The following is a 19,668-nucleotide window of genomic DNA, read 5'->3' as shown; positions in this document are numbered from 1 at the left end:
TCAAACAACTATTACTTTTAAAATAACCGGTAATGTTACCGGTTATTTGTTAGCCAATCTCATTTCATTTTATATTCATTGTCTTATTGCATTATTTACTCTAGAAGTTTGCCCACTTATTTTTTTGGTTCTAAGCCAATAGAGCGTAAGATTTTATCTAATGTCACTGGCCCTACATTTTCTTTCGGTTTCTGATTTTCTTTAGCATCTGGGCCCTTTTTCAAGAAGTTTTTCTCAATTAAACGAACATCCGTTTCATCTACAATACCATCTTGATTTATATCTCCATCTTTTACAGATACTTTTCCTTTTCCATACGATAAAGCTGCTATTCTAGCATCTTGAATATCTACCATTTTATCGCCGTTTACATCACCTGCAAGGTTATCATCCATGTCAGCTCTAAAGTTTTGTCCCACTAATTCTCCATCCTGCAGTTTCCCTATTTTTGTTGTTAATTTACTATTTAAATGACCTGGCATTTCTACGAAAATATCATATTCTTTATCGCTTACTGGGACACTATGAATTTCAAATTGCCCGTTATCACCAATCGTTCCTGTATATTTCTTTCCATCCTTGCCAACTGCGTACACTTTTGCTCCTAGTTTTGTATAGTCTTTCTTACCTAAATACCCCTCTTCATTCAAGAAAGCTTCCGGTCCAATATATCCTGTAACTGTTGAATGTTTCGAAACAATAGCAAAAGATTTATCTTTAAACGCAGGAATCTCAATGCCTCCTGATGCACCAGCTTTTGTATAAGAGAACTTATCTACTCCAAATGCAGTTAAATCATTAAAGTATTCATCGTTCGTCATCTCGAATGTAACATCTAAAAATGGTGTATCTCCATCTAATCCTTTAAATTCTTTTCCTTCCAATGATGCGCCAACTTTCACCTTGTTTTCCCAACCTCCATCTTCACTTATCTTCGGATCTTCTAATTTAAGGTTCAGTCCATGTTGTTTTACATATTCCGTAAGTGCTGGATTTGGTTTCACATCTGTAAATTTAAATAGCTGCTTGTAATAAGGAATTTCAAATGTACCTGACATAAGCTGTTTTACATTATTAAGATTCAAAGTTAACGTAATTTTCTCTCCTAATTTGATTTTATCTTTGTCATAACTTGGAACAGCGTATTCTGTCCCTTCCTTTACAAAGACGTAATCTTTATATCCAGTTGCCATATTCCCTGCAGTGGCAAGGTCATATCCAAATAATCTTAAATTTAACGGCTCATTTATTTCCTCTGGAAGTACTCCAAATTTAAAATCACCATTTGCTTGAATTGTATTCAGCCAACCTGATGGGAAGGCTGAGTTTTGATAATATACAATTTGATTCGCTTTTTGATCATACTGCAAGCCTTTTGCCTTTAATGCGTCTACTGTAGAATCATAAATATTACCATGCACCCATAATGCATGTTGGCCGTCTTCTTCTTTAAACATGGAATCATTGACTTCGTGTATACCAGGTTGTACATCTTTAAATTTCATTTCAGGTATTACATTATCAATGATAATGCTATCGCCTTTTGTATAAGATTTTCCTTCTTTATCATATCCAACGAAGTTCAATTCGTAATCTCCATCAGGCAACATAACAGGCTTATCCGCAATTGGATGAGCTGGATCTCCTGTGAATGGAAGTACATACCCTCCCATACCAGAAAACATCATATATTCAAGATTCGGTGTTAGACTACTTGCATCAAGTGTACCAACGACTCCTAATGCCTTCCCTGTCTTTCGGTCCTTCACAACTGCATCAATAGTTTCAAGAGGACTATTTAGTTTAAATGTCAAAGGCGAACTTGGTCTCTCCATAAACGGATGGAATTTAGATGCATCTGTTGCCATTGCATCTCTCAGTAAATCTACAGACGCAATCCCTTTTTCTGTGAATTTAACTGCAAATGGTACTTGATATACTTCTTTTTCATTGTTTTTATTTGAAATATGAATATAGCCCTCATATCTACCAAATTCAGCGTTTTCTGGAATGATAATTTCAGGGCTAATTTCCTCTGATGTACTAGGAGCTACTTTAATAGAATCTGGTACATTTAGCTTCACACCATTCTTCGCTGCATCTTGCACACCTACACTTGTAGGTGAAAACTCTACTTCTAATTTAAACTCTTTCCCATCAGTTTTACTACTGTTCTTAATTAAGACTTTTCGACTATCTTTAATAGGACCATTTTCAATTTGATTTTTATACCCAAACGCAATAGAACCTGTTTTTTCTTCAATTTCTACTTCTTCATCATCTACAACATTTGATGTTTTATCGACAACCTCGATAGATGTATCTGCATGAACTGCACGATATGCATCAATTCGTCCAGAGCCCACCTCAAATACAGAACGCTCTTCTTTTAAGTCAACTGCGGTATTCATAAGTGCTTCTTTTACTTCAAATGGACTATAGTTTGGATGTTCTTGTAAAATGAGTGCCGCTACCCCTGCAGTATGAGGAGTTGCCATAGATGTACCTGACATACGTCCATACGCTACCGGATAATTTTCTCCATCTTTTGGATCATTAATATATTCAGGAACAGTTGAGAAAATAGACACACCTGGTGCTACAATATCCGGCTTAATATCATCTGTCTTAGTTGCAGGACCACGGGAGCTGAAATCAGCTAAGTGATCTCCCTCTGTTTTTATATTACTAAGTTCTCCAAATGCTAACGACACATCTCCTTGCACAGCTTTTGCTTGTAATTTCTCACCATCTACTTTTGTTAAGCGGAACGATGGAATGGATGAAGTACTTTCCCCAAGATAACTTGTAATTTCACCATCTACATTGTTGTATACGATTACCGCCTTTGCGCCTGCTTCCTTAGCATTTTTAATTTTTTCATCAAATGTAATCTCACCGCGTTGGATAAGAGCTAACTTCCCTTTCACATCTTTCCCTGTAAAATCATCTGTTTTCCCAAGCCCTGCATATACAACCGATAAGGATTGCCCTTTCAAATCTTCAATCTTATCAGTAAAGCTTTTTCCAAGTAGCATCATCTTATCTACATGTACATCACCTGCATCGGCGGAAAACGTTGGGATAGTCATTGCAGCGTCACTTGCTCCAACTGTAATTGGAAGTGCCGCTGCACTAGGTGATCCAATGGTACCTTCTCCCGGACCACTATTACCTGCTGCTACTATCGTAACAACACCTGCTAACATTGCATTGTTCACTGCGATAGAAGTAGGATATAAAGGATCATTAATAGATGCTCCTAGTGATAAGTTAATAACATTCATATCATCTTTCACTGCTTTATCAATCGCAGCAAGAATACCGCTTGTTTGTCCACTTCCATACGGACCTAATACGCGATATGAATATAAATCTACATCTGGAGCAACGCCCTTCACTGCATAATCCACACTATTCTGTTTGTCTGCAGCAATTGTCCCAGCTACATGCGTACCATGGGATGTATAATATGCACTTCCATCATAAATCTCAGGGTATCCTCCAGAATTTTGCCAATCCTTATACGTTGTCTCCATTGGATCGGCATCATTATTCACAAAGTCCCATCCTTTTATTGAGTTCGGATCTATTTTGCTTGGATCTTCACCTTGCTTTGCACGATATCCCTTATATGCATCTTTCAAATCCGGGTGGTTGTAATCAATACCTGTGTCCAGTACACCTACCTTAATTCCTTTACCTGTTATTTTTTCATCATGCAGCTTGTCCACACCAATTTGTGGTACACTATCTGCCATTTTTGGTTCAACAGCAGTCTTAGCTGTTTCTTTCGGCAAATCAATTTTAACCTCATGATCTTCCCATACGCGCTTAACGATACCGGTACGAACTAGGTCTTCAATCATATTCGCAGGTAAAGAAATTGCTACCCCATTAAAAGCATTCTTATATTCTCTTGTTATTTTTGCAGATTTTAAATTTGTTCCTTTCTCTTTATTCTTTTGAAGCTGTTCAAGCTCTGCTTTAAATCCTTTATGTGATGCCTCTACCTTTTGTTCCGCATTTGAAAGAGCTACCTTTTTCCCTTTAGCCGCTTGTTTTAATACCTCAATTTTGCTAGGTGCTTGCTTAAATTCTATAATCACATTCACATTATTAGGACTTGCTGTATTGATACCTGGCGAAATAACAAAACCTGGTTTAGCATCTAACGTTTTTAAGGCATTACGTTGTTCCTTGGTAAGACCTTTCAAGATAGCATTTGCATCATCAATTCCAGTTAAAGTAGATGTATTTACCTCTTCCGCTAATACGTTATATGGAATTCCTTGTGACAATAACATTCCAACTGTTAACGTTCCAATAAGAATCTTTCCAAATTTCCCTCGTTTCATATTGCATCTCCTCATTATTAATATTATTTTTTGAAACAAATTGATTCTTAAATTCCCACTTAGCATTGGAAACTCTATCAATCTTAATTTTTTGTATCATGAAAGATTTCCAACACTACTACAATCCCCATACCTCATATAGCTAATCACTCACTTTACTCTTTCTATAGAAGCCCCCCATCATTTATTTTCAACAAAAGATTTTCACAAAATGAATTATTAATAGGATTAAAATATAATTCTATTTTTATTATTCCACATTTAGATTATTCTGAAAATTAATCAAAAGGAGTATCTTTTCTCTAAGGATTCTATGCCTAAATAGTACAAAAGAACTATCTTGTCCTTTATTCTTTGTGATACAGAATAAAGCAACACGATAGTTCTTTGAAAGATCTCTTATTTAATCTAACGGAACCAATTGATTTCGAACTGCATAAATAACTGCTTGCGATCGACTTTTCACATTTAACTTTTTAAAAATTTTATTGATGTGAATTTTAACTGTTTTATCACTAATATATAAAACCTCAGCAATTTCTTTATTACTAAATCCTTTTACTAATTCAAAGAGAATTTCCTTTTCACGTTCCGTCAGTTCATTTTCATTTGATTCTACTTTCATTTTTTGCTGATGATATGTAATTAATTTTTTAGTCATACGCGGATGAATAACTGAATCGCCTCGATATAACATTCGAATTGCTGCTACTACCTGCTCTGATGATGAATCCTTCAATAAATAACCATCAGCCCCAGCCTGAAGTGCGTCCATTAAATACTCATCGTGCTCATACATTGTAAACACAAGTACTCGGCAATTCGGATATTTTTTTTTCACTAACTCTGTTGCTTCAATTCCATTTTTCCCTGGAAGGTTAATATCCATCAAAATACAATCTGGTCCGCATTCTTCTACTTTTCCCAATACTTCATCCCCAGAGCTGGCTTCTCCAACCACTTTCATATCAGATTCATCCTCTAGTATGCTCCGAATTGCATCCCGTAAAAAAGCATGATCATCTACTACTAATATTTTAATCATTTTACGCACCCCTTGTTTGTGAATCTGGAATTAACAGTGTAATTTCTGTCCCTCTCCCTACAGAACTATCAATCTGTAAAGTAGCCCCTAATTGGTCAGCTTGTTCATTCATATGTAATATACCATAATGTGGCTCATTCTTTGTTTTAACCATAGACTCAAATAGTGAAAAGCCAACTCCATTATCCTTAACCCTTAAAAGCACGTGCTCACTTTGATAACTGAGTAAAACATCTGCCTTTTTTGCTTGTGCATGTTTTACAATGTTTTGCAAACTCTCTTGTAATGTATCAAATATAACTCTTTCTTTTAAAAAACTAAGCGGACGTGCATGACCTCTTTCATGATATGTAATGTCTAGTTCATATTCTTGTTTTAAAGATTTTATTTTACTTGCTATCGCCTGTTTAAGTCCTAATTGTTGTGTCGGATATGGTTTTAAAGCATAAATAGAATAGCGAACTTCTCCTAGGCTTCCTCTTAAATCTTTTATGCTTTTCTCTACTACTTGCTGCATATCTATTGGTTTATCACGGTACTTTTTCTGCGCGGATTCTAGTTGGTATATCACCCCGGCTAATGTTTGTGCAATACCATCGTGAATTTCACGGGCGATTCTATTTCTTTCTTCTAAGATCATTCTTTTTTCCTGTTCAGAAATCAATATCCTTGTTTTAACTACGTTAGCTAATTGGTTAGAAAATGTAGCTAACGACTGTACATCTTCCGGAAAGAAACCCGCATTTCTACTTTTCCCTGCAACAAACATTCCGACTAGTTCATCATTTACAATAAGAGGAAAATATACAAGTGAGCGTATAACACTATCAAATATTTCATCTCCAGGAGCCGTACCAATTTTCCAATCATTAAATACAAGATTTTTAGAAAGTCCTTCAAATGCCCTGAACTTTTCCGAATCATCAGACACATCAGAGCGGACTTTCCCATCTTTTAACAGAATATTCCAGTTACCATCATCTTTTGTCCATATTACATATGCTTGTATGCCAAAAAAACCTTTAAGTGCTTGTTTAATATGTTTCAAGTTTCCTCCGGTTAATCCTCGACTAATTTCGGTCGTAATAAGAAATAACTCATATAATCGTTCCTTTTCCATCCTTATCCGTACAGAAAAAGAACTAATAACTGACGTTGCTACAAGTGGAAAAAAGAAAAACAGTACTGTAATCTCGTTTACTCCCACACTATATGTACTAATTAATACGTGCATCAGTGCCGCATAAGAGAAACCAAAAGTTTCGCAAAGAAATACCGTTACAGTTTTTTTATACCACTGATAGATTGAATATGGCTGCGGAAGGAGTATCATTAACAAATCGTAAAAGCGGTTGTTGAAAAAACAAAAAAACACGCAAAATAATAACAAAGATATTAAATTTTCATACAGAGCTGACATAACTATCTTATTAATTAATAAGGACGTACATTTGTTTGAAAACCATTCGGCCAAGATTAAACTAAGTGCATGCTGAGTACTATTAAATAACATTCTTTGTATCGGTGAACGACGATGCAGGTGAATAATTAGCGTAACGAGTACAATAGCAACAATAGTTATATGGATTCCAAACTGCCAACCCATAGCGTAAATGATTGGAAAGGTAAGCGAACTAGTTCCTCTCCAAAACCTTACAGGAAAATACTCTGCAATCCCCATAAATATTAACAACAATATTAGTATTGTTGAATGAGAAGGGATTTTAATTTCAAGTAAAGATATAGTTATAGTAACCAAACCAAGAAAAGAAATAAAATAAAGATAAAAACTAGCAATCTTTTCTCTCATAAAGATAGAATTTACCTCCTTCAAAACAACCCCTTCTTTCTTTATAAAACTTCATTTTCTCTATTATCCAATAAAAAACCGGCACTGGCAAAATGGAAAACCTCCACTAGCCAATCACCGGCTGTGTACTGTACCTAAAAAGGCAAGACACAATACTAGTATTATAAATCGCTTTTCTTAAATTTCCTATTCATCGAATGATGTAATTATGCATACCACTAGGTTTACCCTCTTATAGTACAAAAGATCTATATTAATATCGCAAATATATACGTTCTTTCCATCCCCCTACTTTTCTAAAAAATTCAAGCATAATTTTCTCATAAAAAGCAAAAATTAACAGAAATAATTTCAAGGTAAAGGAGATGGAATGTATGGCCGAACAGAAGAGCTCACAACAAGATAATAACAAAAAGCATATGTTTCCATCACTTCCGGAAAATACTAATTACATTGAAAATAAGCTTTCCCATTCTGATGATATAAAAAAATTAGATATCCCTTTTCAAAACGGAAAAGGAACAATCTTATATATCGAATCTTTAGCAGACCCAAATTTAATTCATCAATTAGCTCTTGAACCATTATTAACGCGGTCTGATTTGTCTTTAGATAAAGCCTTTTCTACGTTAAATATGAAAAAAGAAACAAATTTAAATTATGGTGTGCAGCTTCTATTACAAGGTAAATCCTTATATTTTCATGAACACGTCGACAGTTTTTGTATTTTCGAAACAGCTCTATCCTTAAAGAGAGATATAACAGAACCTGATAATGAAGGCATTGTCCGTGGACCGCATACTGGTTTTGTAGAAGACTTAGCAACCAATTTAGCTTCCATTCGTAAACTCATAAAAAGTCCACATGTCGTCGTTAAATATTTCACGCTTGGTGAAGAAATGCACACGAAAGTGGCAATTGCTTATATGCAAAACATAGCGAATGACGATTTAGTTACAGAAGTAAAAAGAAGGTTAGAAACGATTAAGACAGATGCACTTATACCTCCAGGATATATACAAGAATTTATAGAGGATACGTCTTTCTCACCATTTCCGCAGCAATTAAATACAGAGCGTCCAGATAGAGTCGCAGCAAATTTAATGGAAGGACGAGTTGCTATTTTATCTGATGGAGATCCAACAGCGCTTATCGTTCCTGTTACGTTATTTGCTTTCTATCAATCACCAGATGATTATAATAACCGCTGGATTGTCGGTTCTTTCGTCCGAATGATTCGCTTAGTGAGTTTCTTGATTGCTTTTCTCTTACCAGCTATATATATCGCAACCGTAGCCTTTCATCCTGATGTATTGCCGCTCGAGCTTGTGTATACAATTAAAGCTTCATTAGAGAAAGTACCACTTCCTCCTATTTTTGAAGCTCTCTTAATGGAGCTAATTTTCGAGTTATTACGAGAAGCTGGTATTCGCTTGCCGAGCCGAGTTGGACAAACAATTGGTATTGTAGGCGGTTTAGTAATTGGTGATGCAATTGTAAAAGCTGGACTTGTTTCTTATACGATGATCATCGTTGTAGCTTTAACTGCAATCTCATCTTTTCTCGTTCCATCAAACGACATGAGTTCAGCAGTTCGAATTCTTCGTTTTCCATTAATGCTCCTTGCTGCCATATTTGGATATGTAGGCATCTCATTCGGTCTAATTATAACTTTCGTTCATTTATGTCAATTACATTCATTTCATACACCATATCTTTCTCCTGTTGCCCCGATGCGGATAAAAGATATGAAAGATTCTTTTGTAAGACTACCAATTTGGTCATTTTGGGAACGACCACATGATCCAAAACCGAAAAAAATGCAACGACAACATGTAACGAGAGAGGATGAGAACGGTGACAAACACGCAAAGTAAAATTTCGCTTGTTCAATTTACCTTTTTCGTTATTCAATGCCAAATCGGGGTTGGTATACTTTCCCTACCTAACCGTCTTCACCCAATAGCAAAAGGAGGTGGATGGATTTCCGCTCTCGTCGCTGGGCTTGCAATTCAACTTATTATTTTACTTATGTGGCTTTTCTTAAAGCGATTTCCTGATGCAGATATGTATGAAAGCGTTTGTATGCTATTTGGTAATAAGTTTGGAAAACTATTAGGTTTTGCTTATGTTTTTTATTTTACGCTTATTGGTATGACGGTTATGTTGAATGCTTGTAATGTCATTAAAGTATGGATATTACAAGCTACTCCTTGGTCTGCCATTCTCATGCTATTTACAATAGCTTGTTGTTATGTAGCTTATAACACTTTTAAAGTCATCGTACGATTTTATGTCATGGCCTCTATCCTCATTATTCCAATGGCCCTTTTAATTGCCCTAGGGCTTTCCCGAGCTGATTTCTCTTATATTTTTCCCATTACAGAAGCCGGCTGGTGGAATATAATTCAAGCATCCAAGGAAACAATTACAGCCATGTATGGTTTTGAAATCATTCTTATCGCTTTTCCAAAAGTAAATGGCAGTTCTGTCGCAAAACTGAAGGCCATTTCTATCGCTAATGGATTTGTAACACTTTTTTATACTTTTACTGTTTGGATTTGTTTTATCGTATTTAGTCCAAAACAAATTGAGCTTATTCCAGAACCAGTTGCTTACTTATTACGCTCCTTACATATCGGAATTATAGACCGAACTGATTTACTATTTATACCAATTTGGATGATAACTGTTGTAGCTTCTATCGCTAGTTATTATTGCGCTGCTTCAATCGGAGTGGGACATATATTCAATCTTGCTAATCATAAAAAAGCTGTTCCAATCATTGGTATTATTGCTTTTAGTGTAGCCTTATTTATAGATACACCTGAAGAATTAAAAGTAATCTCAACTTTCACTGATAAGTTCACCTATATTTTCATAGTTGTCCTCCCTCTTTTATTTCTACTTTATTCTGTGATACGAAATAAGAAAGGAGAACAGTATGTTCAAAAAAAGAGTTAAATTACTTTTTGTATTATGTACTAGTTCCCTCCTTTCTGGATGCTGGGATCAAGAACCATTAAGGGAGGCAAGGTTAGCTTATAGTATTGGATCTGATATTACGGAAGAGAATCAACTCCAGCAAACAATCGAGCTCGTAAAAAGTTCAAGCGGAGAGCAATCTTCATTCGAAAATGAAATACATTCAGCAACGGGGCATAACATAAGGGATACAAGCGATGCCCTAAAAAAAAATGTTACTGGGAATATTCGCTATTTTAAATATGGTGTTCAATTACTAGGAACCAAAATTCTAAAAAAAGGGATACTACCCTATTTAGATGTCAGCTTTCGGGACCCAACAAATCCAACTGCTTTAGTAAAGCTTATTGCAGTAGATGGTGAAACATCGGAGATACTAGAAAAAAAGAAAGTAGGAAATTTACTAATTGGAGATTTTCTAAAGAAAAAAGTGAAAAGCTTAGAAGATATGAGTGTATTTCCAAAAGAAACTTTAGAAACAGCTGCTACAAAAATGTTAGATCCCGGTAAAGACTTTACCCTCCCTTCTATAAAAATAAAAGGAAAAGAAGTAATTACAAACGGTCTAGCTTTATTTAACAATGATAAATTAACTGGGCATTTACCTTTGAAACAATCTGTTTTATTCGTATTATTAACCGGAAAAATGGGAACAAGTGCCCGTATAACCCAGAAGCTTACTAGCGATGAATCAGAGAAAACATCTGATTATTTAACAATGGAAATTAGCAATCGAAAGTTAAAACGAGACTTAAAAATAACAACAGATAAAAAAGGAAATGTTTATGCTCACATTAAGCTCCAACTAAAAGTTATAGCGCTTGAAGCTCCGAGAGATAACCTTTATAAAATGGATGAAAGAAAAAAGCTAAATAAAGAATTATCGAAACAACTTACAAAAGAAGCGAAAAAAATAACAAATAAACTACAAAAGGCAAATTGTGATGCTTTCGGAATTGGTAGACACCTTATCGCGTATCACCCTGATTTATGGAAGAAAAAAAATTGGAATAAAGATTATGCAAAAGTAAAGTTTAAACCTGAGGTAGAGGTAAACATTTTGTATAGTGGTGTCTTAAAATAAAAGGTTGTATGCCACGCGGGCATACAACCTTTTTATTTCGTATATCGATACACAATTGATTCATATGGTCTTAAGTTAAGTTTTGTAATATCATTGCTAGCATCTTTATAATTCGACAGTAGTATTTCTTGTTTCATTCCATCTAATTGAACGTGCGCTGGTACAGAGTACGTTATTTCTTCTCCATAGAAGTTATTTATAACAAATAGTACTTCACTTTCTGTAGTACGAGTATATGCCCAAATTTTAGGATCATTTTTATCCAAAATAGCATATTCTCCTTCTGTAATCACATCATATGTTTTCCTTAATTCAATTAGTTTTTTGTAATGATAAAATACAGATTCATTATCTTCTAATGCTTTTTCTACATTAATCTCTTTATAATTATCAGCAACTGAAATCCAAGGTGTACTTGTTGTAAAACCGCTGTTTGCCTCTTCATTCCACTGCATCGGAGTACGGGAATTATCACGAGATTTTTGTTTTAAAATTTCTATAATCTCTTCTTTGGATAAGCCTTCTTCTTGTTTTATATCATATATATTTAACGATTCCACATCACGATATTGTTCAATAGACTTAAAATTAGGATTCGTCATACCGATTTCTTCACCTTGATAAATATAAGGTGTTCCTTGCAGCATATGCATAGCCGTCGCTAACATTTTTGCAGATTCATTTCGGTACTTCCCATCATTACCGAAGCGTGACACAATACGAGGCTGGTCATGATTACACCAGAATAACGCATTCCATCCCCCGCCCTTTTGCATTTCAATTTGCCAATTAGACATAATCTCTTTTAATTTAACAAAATCAAACTCAGCCTTCGTCCACTTATCACCATTCGGATAATCTACTTTTAAATGATGGAAACTAAAAGTCATGCTCAATTCATTACGCTCAGGGTTTGAATATTTAATACAATTATCAATTGTCGTAGATGACATTTCTCCAACTGTAATTACCTCTTTCCCTTCAAACACATTTTGGTTCATCTCTTGTAAATATTCATGAACACGCGGGCCATCTGTATAATATTTACGACCATCGCTTGTCACCGTACTTCCGTCATCATTTAAGAACTGTTGATCTTTTGAAATTAAATTAATAACATCTAATCGGAATCCAGTTACCCCTTTATCAAGCCAAAAGCGCATCATATCATATATTTCTTCACGAAGTTTTTCATTTTCCCAATTTAAATCAGCTTGTGTTTCATCAAATAAATGTAAATAATATTGCTCCGTCTTCTCATCATATTTCCAAGCAGATCCACCAAACTTAGATTGCCAATTATTTTTTTCATCACGCCAAATATAATAATTACGATATGGACTATTTTTATCTTCCTTCGCTTCTTTAAACCACTTATGTTCAGTCGAACTATGATTTACAACAATATCAAGCATAATCTCAATGTTGCGTACTTTCGCTTCTGCTAAAAGTTCTTCAAACTCTTCCATCGTTCCGTAAGATGGATCAATGCTGTAGTAATCACTTACATCATATCCATTATCATTTTGTGGTGATTGGTATATCGGTGTTAACCATATATAATCCACTCCGAGTTCTTTTAAATAATCTAGTTTCTCTGTAACACCTTTTATATCACCGGTTTCTTTATTGTAATAACTATTAAAGCTCTTCGGATAAATTTGATAGACTACACTTTTATGCCAATCCTTCATACTTAACTTCCTCCTACTTCTGTTTGACTCTTTTTGCAAATAACCACGTTAACGTAAATGGGATTACAACTGCGATAATCATTCCGATAATAAACATTGGAATCGATTTCGGAATGATAGAAATAAATGCGGGTAATCCGCCAATTCCGATAGCAGGTGCTAATACACCATTTAACGTAATAAATATTGCTGCCACAGCCGATCCTATAATTGCTGCATAGAACGGGAATTTATTTCGTAAGTTTACACCAAACATAGCTGGCTCTGTAATACCGAAATATGCTGAAATGGCTGATGTAGATGCCATACTTTTATCATTTTGATTTTTAGAAATCCAGAACATCGCAAGTGCTGCACTACCTTGCGCAATGTTAGAAAGGGCAATCATTGGCCAAATGAATGTACCACCGTGCTGTGCAATTAATTGTAAATCGATAGCAATAAACATATGATGCATACCTGTAATTACAAGTGGTGCATATAATGCTCCAAACAATACTGCTCCAACTACCGGTACTGTTTCATATACACCTACTAATCCAGCTGTTAATAAATCTCCAATATGACGTGTAACTGGACCAATAATCCCTAATGCTAACACACCTGTTACGACAATCGTTGTAATTGGTACAACTAATAATTGAATTGCATTTGGTACATGTTTCTTTAAGAAAATTTCTACTTTACTTAATACAAATGCTGCTACTAGGACCGGTAAGATTTGACCTTGATACCCTACCTTTTCAATTTGAAATAATCCTAAAATATCGAAGTACTCAATCTTTTGTCCATCTAAACCAGTAGCTGCTTTTCCATAGTCCCATGCGTTTAATAAGGCTGGATGCACAAGCATTAATCCCATAACAATCCCGAGTATTGGACTACCACCAAAACGCTTCGTTGCTGACCAACCGACAAGTGCTGGTAAGAATACGAATGCTGTATTCGCCATCATATTAATTAAATCCCAAAGCCCACTTAAGTTTGGATACACATCTAATAAATTTTTACCTTCAAAAAATAAGTCCTTCGCCCCTAATAGATTGTTAATTCCCATTAGTAAACCAGCTGTTACGATTGCTGGTAATATCGGCATAAATACATCTGAAAATACTTTTACAAACTTTTGAGCTGGATTTAACTTTTGGTTTCCAGAATCTTTTACGTCAGCTACTGTCGCTTCCTTCATACCTGCAAGCGTTATCAATTCAGCATATACTCGATCAACATCTCCTGGACCGATTACAATTTGAAATACCCCAGAGTTATGAAACGCTCCTTTCACTAATGAAACAGACTGCAATTTATCGTTATCTATTTTACTTTCATCTTTTAAAGCGATACGGAGTCTCGTTACACAGTGCGCAGCTTGTTCAATATTGTCTCTCCCACCAATACACTGCAATACTTCCTCTGCTGTTTTACGATAGTCTTTCCCCATATTCCGGTCCCTCTTTTCTTTTTTTGATACCGTTTACAATTACATATTAACTCGTATATATAAGTTAGTCAACACTCGTATATACGAGTTTATAATTTTTTTATAAAAAAAGAGATGAAACGTTATTTCGTTCCATCTCCTTATTTTCTCCGCGCCACATCCGAAAAATGAAAAATATCTAAGCGGTGGCGTGATTCTGTATATTCGAACTGACTTCCATCATAAAAATGTGTAAAGTTTTTCACAACGACAACATAGTCTGTTCCATTTAAATCTAAATACTTTCTATCGTCCTCTGTACATGGTTGCACTTCAATTACCCTCTGTGAGTAACTAATATGAAGACCTAATTCTTTCTCAATGTATTTATAAATGGATTCCGTTGCAATCTCACTCGTTAATCCAGGAATATATTCCGATACAAAATGATTGATATCCAAAATTACTTTTTCTCCATCAATATTTCGTACGCGTTTAATATGATCTATTTCTGTTTTTTCTTTCACATTTAATAACTTTGCAACCTCTTTTGTCGCTTTTACTTTCTCCATTTCCACGACTTCTGTAATACAATGGCGTCCTAAACGTTCATTTTCTTCTTGGAAACTTACAATACCACCAAAGTTGAACTCAATGTTTTTTCGCTTTAAAACAAAAACACCTTTTCCATGAATTTTTTGCACATATCCACGCTCTTGCAATAAATCTACTGCTTTTCTTACAGTACCTCGGCTTGCCTCATACTGCTTCATTAATTCAGTTTCTGATGGGATTTTGCATCCCTCTTTTAATTGTTTATTATCAATAGAATTACTGATTTCTGTATAAATTTGTTCATACTTACTCATCATCTACAATAGCCCCTTGTCACCTTCTAATTCTATATGTATTATACCATGCTACACTCTTCTGCCAATCTCTCACTTATTTTCCAGTATAGGAAAAATACAGGTAAATATTTAATCTCTAAAACGTATTTTTATAAAAATTTTTATATTTTTCTTTTCATTCAAAAAAACATGTAGTATACTAACTTCAAAATCAGAGGAGAAAGGGAGCAAAGAACTATGCTTACTTATACAACAATTGTAGTTACATTTGCACAAAAACATCATCATCATACGTAACCCTTGAAACCTAGCGGAAAAATTACGCGTAGGTACAAGGGTTATTCCCGTTGTACCTACGCTTTGGCGAAGAGCCATGTAGGTATTTTTTATCTACATGGCTCTTTTTTTATTGCCAAAAAGCTAGTAAAAAATGATGTTTAAGCAAAACTTACTACAAAGGAGTTAACAAAAATGGAAACGAAAAAATGGGGATTATGGGTTTTAACAGCTTTTGTTATCGGGAATATGGTTGGCGGTGGCGTATTTATGCTCCCAGCAAATTTAGCACAAGTATCAGGTCCAATGGGTTCTACACTTGCATGGAGTATTACAGGACTTGGCGTATTTATGATTGCACTCGTATTCGGAAATTTAGCAATCCGAAAACCAGAATTAAAAGCAGGACCACAAAGTTACGCTCAAGCAATGTTCCCTTCAAAAAAAGCGGGTAAAGTTGCAGGATATAGTATGGCATGGGGATATTGGGCTGCCAACTGGGCTGCAACAGCATCTGTTATTATTTCCTTTGCTGGATATTTATCAACATTCTTTCCAGTTTTACAAAGTAAGCAAATCCTTTTTTCAACGAACGGATTTTCACTAGAACTCGGAAAAGCTTTAACTTTCCTCGTATGTAGCCTTATGTTATGGGGAATTCAATATATTCTTTCTCAAAATATTGACCAGGCTGGTAATATGAACCTTCTTGCTACTATCGCAAAAATTATTGGATTTACAATGTTTATTGTGATTACATTATTCATTTTCAACGCCTCTAATTTCGGAGACGGGCAAACATTTATGAATGAAGCTGGACAATCTATTTCGTTAGGTGGGCAAATTAATTCAGCTGCTATCGCAACACTTTGGGCATTTATCGGTATTGAGTCTGCTGTAATGCTTTCTAACCGTGCAAAATCTCAGCGCGATGTAAAGAAGGCTACGATTTTCGGCTTAATTATTGCCCTTCTTATTTACATGTCAATTACTCTACTTACAATGGGAGCTCTTCCACAAGATGCTTTAAAAGAATCTCAAAAACCATTAGTAGACGCATTAAATTTAGCAATTGGCAATAAAGGTGCCTACATCATGGCTTTACTTGCACTTGTATCTTTATTTGGATCTACAGTTGGCTGGATTGTTGTTAGTTCAGAAGTACCTTACCAGGCAGCAAAGAATGGACTTTTCCCTAAGTTGTTCGCGAAAACAAATAAAAAAGGTAGTCCTTCAAAATCATTATTTATTACAAATGTGATGACGCAAATTTTCTTATTCTCAACGATTTCTGGTACTGTATCCGAAGCTTATAATTTCGCTATCGTTGTAGCAACATTAGCATATTTAATTCCATACCTTGTTTCTACCTTGTACCAATTAAAATTAGTTATTACAGGAGAAACGTATGATATAATGCCAGGCTCTCGAGTAAAAGATGGCATCATTACTATATTGGCATTGATATACTCCATTTGGGTTATCAAAACGGGAACTGCTGATTTAAAAACGTTCTTCTTAGGAATTGGATTGTTTATATTAGGGCTGATTCTTTACCCAGTACTAATGAGAAACTCACAAAAAACAAATTAAAAAAGAGAAGCTTCTGGCTTCTCTTTTTTATTAAAAATCTGTAATTAACTTTTCTTTTAACTCTCCTACAGATAAAGGTTTCGCATAATAAAATCCTTGTACGTAATCACAGCCCATGGATTGTAGTAAACTTTCTTGTTCTACGGTTTCTACCCCTTCAGCAACTACTGCTAAATTTAAACTATGAGCAATTTCAATAACAGATTTTACAATTGTCCGCTCTGGTTGCGCGTGTTCATAATGAAATTCACGAATAAAATTACGATCAATTTTTACGATATCAAGTGGTAGTTGTTTTAAATAATATAAAGAAGAATAACCAGTTCCGAAATCATCTAAAGCAATTAAAACGCCCATACTTCTGATTTCTTGTAATGTAGCGATAATATAATCAAAATGGCGAACAGCAATACTTTCCGTTATTTCTAAAATTAAACGATTCGGTGGAAAACCTGTTCTTCTTAAAATACTACGTACAGACAAAATAAAACGCTTCTGCATTAATTGTTGTATCGATAAATTAACCGATAATTTTAATCCTTCTTCATACTCTGGTAATGTTTTAAACAATCGGCATGATTTTTCTAATACCCAGTCTCCTAGTTTTATAATAAGTCCACACTCTTCAGCTACAGGGATAAATTCACTTGGTGAAATAGGACCTTCTGCTGTCGTACAGCGTACTAAGGCTTCAACACCAGTATATTTCTTCGTTTTCAAATCAATGATAGGTTGTAATGCCACGTCTAATTCTTCATCACGAATTGCCTTTTGCAAGGCAAACTCAATCTTCATTCTACGATTTATTTTGGCACGTAACTCATCTGTAAAGAAACACGCCGCGTTCCTCCCCTGTTCTTTCGCACTATACATAGCTAAATCCGAATTTTTCAATAATGTTTCCACATCTTGTCCATCTTGTGGGTATGAACAAAGCCCTAGACTAGCTGAAATGTATACTTCATGACCTTCCAGCATAAATGGTGCCTGAAAACATGACAATACAGATGTCGCTAGCTGCCTCATCTCATCTTGTGTATGTTTTTTTGTTAACAGTACAAATTCATCTCCACCAAGCCTAGCCAGAACATCTTTCTCTCCTAACACATAATGCAATCGTGAAGCGACTTCACTTAAAAGTAAATCTCCTATCATATGACCTAACGTATCATTCACTAATTTAAAACGATCTAAATCAAAGTAAATCATACCAAATTCTATTTTCTCTACAATCATCTTATTTACAGTCGTAATTAACTGTAAACGATTTGGTAAACTTGTTAACGCATCATGGTATGCAAGTTCTCTATAACGACTTTCGCTTAACCGCAATCTTTGTTCTGCTTCTTTTCTACTACTAATATCATTTCGGATCGCAATAAACTGATATGGCTCTCCTTTTTCGTTTAAAAATGGAACAATTGTTGTTTTAACCCAATAATATGTACCATCTTTTGCTTGATTTCGAATTTCTCCTGTCCAAACTTTTCCATTCAAAATACGCTTCCATAGTACTTGAAAAAATGCTTTCGGATGATATCCTGAATTTAAAATACGATGATCTTTTCCTATTAGCTCTTCTCTTGTATATTTAGAGATTTCACAAAACTTATCATTTACATATGTAATAAGACCTTTTCGATCTGTAATTGCAACAATTGAAGACTCATCTAATGCCATCTTTAAATCTCGCAATGAAGAGTCATACAATGCATGACCTCTTTGTTCTAGCATCCGCATCTCTCCTTGCTTCCTATCTGACTAAAACACAACTTGTTTCTCTTCATAGAAATAGAGATATTTCATTTTCTCATAATAGACCTTTACATAAACAATAGTTTTAAATAGGCCGATTAAAATAACATAATATTATTTGTAATAAAAAGCAATATAATACCGTTTCAATTATAAGTAGTAGCTTTTCATCTCTCTAATTGTCTTTCCTTATTATACTGCACTCATTCTCTTACGTTCCTTTAACTCGCTCTATTCAAAACCTGTTTCTTACTAATTTCGCTTATATTTAACGTCCATTCCTTACACATCCGAATAGAAGTTAAAACATACTATACAACTATTCACGAATAATAATATAAAAATCTAAATTGGTATATATGTTTTTGAATTACAATAACAAAATATTAACATATTTTCACCTTTATTTTGGAAGTATTTTATAAATAAATACAGTATTAAACTAAAAAAAGAGGATCACCTCTTTTTTAGTTTAATACTGGTATGGTATTTGCTGATAACTTGGGTATGGAACTGGATATGGTGCTGGATATGTTACCGGGTACGGTGCTGGATAATAGCCTCCACTTGTTGCACCTGTTAATGCACCAGCTGTAAGCCCGCCTAACACGCCTCCTGCAAAACTTCCAGGGAAAAATCCGCCACCCCAAGAGCCACCTCCCCAGCCCCATCCACCACCGTGATAATGATGGATGATAATAAAGATTGTGTCTCCCCTGATGATTATGTTCGCCGTGATATTGGTGCCCTCCATGTGGATTACGAGATTACACACCGTTATGTTCTAAATCTGTCTT

The 19,668-nt window shown here is 34.9% G+C and carries 11 protein-coding genes and 1 pseudogene; 4 read left to right on the top strand and 8 right to left on the bottom strand.

Going from position 1 to position 19,668, the window contains the following annotated elements:
• Window positions 1-116 precede the first annotated feature (116 nt).
• The 3 genes from DN410_RS22900 to DN410_RS22890 form a co-directional block, all read right to left on the bottom strand.
• Window positions 117-4,358 (bottom strand): S8 family serine peptidase, encoded by a 4,242-nt coding sequence (locus DN410_RS22900; RefSeq protein WP_149178170.1) that lies wholly within the window; start codon window positions 4,356-4,358, stop codon window positions 117-119.
• 403 nt (window positions 4,359-4,761) lie between these two features.
• On the bottom strand, window positions 4,762-5,403 hold the full coding sequence (locus DN410_RS22895; protein ID WP_149178169.1) for a response regulator: 642 nt from the start codon (window positions 5,401-5,403) through the stop codon (window positions 4,762-4,764).
• Window position 5,404: 1 nt separating this feature from the next.
• Window positions 5,405-7,237 carry a GAF domain-containing sensor histidine kinase gene (locus DN410_RS22890; RefSeq protein ID WP_149178168.1) on the bottom strand — a complete coding sequence of 611 codons (1,833 nt, stop codon included), beginning with the start codon at window positions 7,235-7,237 and terminating at the stop codon, window positions 5,405-5,407.
• A gap of 350 nt (window positions 7,238-7,587) precedes the next feature.
• Here DN410_RS22890 and gerKA point away from each other — a divergent pair, with 350 nt between their 5' ends.
• Genes gerKA through gerKC form a run of 3 tightly spaced genes read left to right on the top strand, consistent with a single transcriptional unit; the run spans window position 7,588 to window position 11,282 of the window.
• A complete protein-coding gene (gene gerKA / locus DN410_RS22885) occupies window positions 7,588-9,090 on the top strand; it encodes a spore germination protein GerKA (RefSeq protein WP_149178167.1) in 1,503 nt (500 codons plus the stop codon).
• On the top strand, window positions 9,071-10,177 hold the full coding sequence (locus tag DN410_RS22880) for a GerAB/ArcD/ProY family transporter (protein ID WP_149178166.1): 1,107 nt from the start codon (window positions 9,071-9,073) through the stop codon (window positions 10,175-10,177). Before gerKA ends, DN410_RS22880 begins: the two co-directional genes overlap by 20 nt.
• On the top strand, window positions 10,158-11,282 hold the full coding sequence (gene gerKC, locus DN410_RS22875) for a spore germination protein GerKC (protein WP_149178165.1): 1,125 nt from the start codon (window positions 10,158-10,160) through the stop codon (window positions 11,280-11,282). The genes DN410_RS22880 and gerKC overlap by 20 nt, the downstream gene beginning before the upstream one ends.
• A gap of 32 nt (window positions 11,283-11,314) precedes the next feature.
• Here the strand turns inward: gerKC and treC are convergent, their stop codons facing one another.
• From treC to treR, 3 genes are all read right to left on the bottom strand, one after another.
• Window positions 11,315-12,976 carry an alpha,alpha-phosphotrehalase gene (gene treC, locus DN410_RS22870; RefSeq protein ID WP_149178164.1) on the bottom strand — a complete coding sequence of 554 codons (1,662 nt, stop codon included), beginning with the start codon at window positions 12,974-12,976 and terminating at the stop codon, window positions 11,315-11,317.
• 13 nt (window positions 12,977-12,989) lie between these two features.
• Window positions 12,990-14,417 (bottom strand): PTS system trehalose-specific EIIBC component, encoded by a 1,428-nt coding sequence (gene treP / locus DN410_RS22865; RefSeq protein ID WP_149178163.1) that lies wholly within the window; start codon window positions 14,415-14,417, stop codon window positions 12,990-12,992.
• Between the two features lie 140 nt (window positions 14,418-14,557).
• Complete coding sequence (gene treR / locus DN410_RS22860) at window positions 14,558-15,268, bottom strand: trehalose operon repressor (RefSeq protein WP_149178162.1); 711 nt, start codon at window positions 15,266-15,268, stop codon at window positions 14,558-14,560.
• A gap of 450 nt (window positions 15,269-15,718) precedes the next feature.
• On the opposite strand from treR, the gene DN410_RS22855 reads away from it, so the two are divergent.
• Complete coding sequence (locus DN410_RS22855) at window positions 15,719-17,116, top strand: amino acid permease (protein ID WP_149178161.1); 1,398 nt, start codon at window positions 15,719-15,721, stop codon at window positions 17,114-17,116.
• A gap of 30 nt (window positions 17,117-17,146) precedes the next feature.
• On the opposite strand, the gene DN410_RS22850 is transcribed toward DN410_RS22855, so the two are convergent.
• Together DN410_RS22850 and DN410_RS22845 are read right to left on the bottom strand one after the other, a co-directional pair.
• On the bottom strand, window positions 17,147-18,850 hold the full coding sequence (locus tag DN410_RS22850) for a putative bifunctional diguanylate cyclase/phosphodiesterase (RefSeq protein ID WP_149178160.1): 1,704 nt from the start codon (window positions 18,848-18,850) through the stop codon (window positions 17,147-17,149).
• 493 nt (window positions 18,851-19,343) lie between these two features.
• Window positions 19,344-19,635, bottom strand: a pseudogene (locus tag DN410_RS22845) (hypothetical protein); the annotation flags it as partial.
• Between the last annotated feature and the right edge of the window lie 33 nt (window positions 19,636-19,668).

It is taken from the genome of Bacillus sp. SH5-2, assembly GCF_008368905.1.
Classification (GTDB): Bacteria; Bacillota; Bacilli; order Bacillales; family Bacillaceae_G; genus Bacillus_A; species Bacillus_A luti.
Note: the sequence above shows the minus strand (reverse complement) of the source record. Positions and strands in the feature narration are given on the sequence as shown.

Coding starts and splice junctions, on each gene's coding strand:
- treP (WP_149178163.1), bottom strand. CDS start 14,417: ATGGGGAAAGACTATCGTAAAACAGCAGAGGAAGTATTGCAGTGTATT.
- DN410_RS22895 (WP_149178169.1), bottom strand. CDS start 5,403: ATGATTAAAATATTAGTAGTAGATGATCATGCTTTTTTACGGGATGCA.
- treC (WP_149178164.1), bottom strand. CDS start 12,976: ATGAAGGATTGGCATAAAAGTGTAGTCTATCAAATTTATCCGAAGAGC.
- DN410_RS22855 (WP_149178161.1), top strand. CDS start 15,719: ATGGAAACGAAAAAATGGGGATTATGGGTTTTAACAGCTTTTGTTATC.
- DN410_RS22850 (WP_149178160.1), bottom strand. CDS start 18,850: ATGCTAGAACAAAGAGGTCATGCATTGTATGACTCTTCATTGCGAGAT.
- DN410_RS22900 (WP_149178170.1), bottom strand. CDS start 4,358: ATGAAACGAGGGAAATTTGGAAAGATTCTTATTGGAACGTTAACAGTT.
- treR (WP_149178162.1), bottom strand. CDS start 15,268: ATGATGAGTAAGTATGAACAAATTTATACAGAAATCAGTAATTCTATT.
- gerKC (WP_149178165.1), top strand. CDS start 10,158: ATGTTCAAAAAAAGAGTTAAATTACTTTTTGTATTATGTACTAGTTCC.
- gerKA (WP_149178167.1), top strand. CDS start 7,588: ATGGCCGAACAGAAGAGCTCACAACAAGATAATAACAAAAAGCATATG.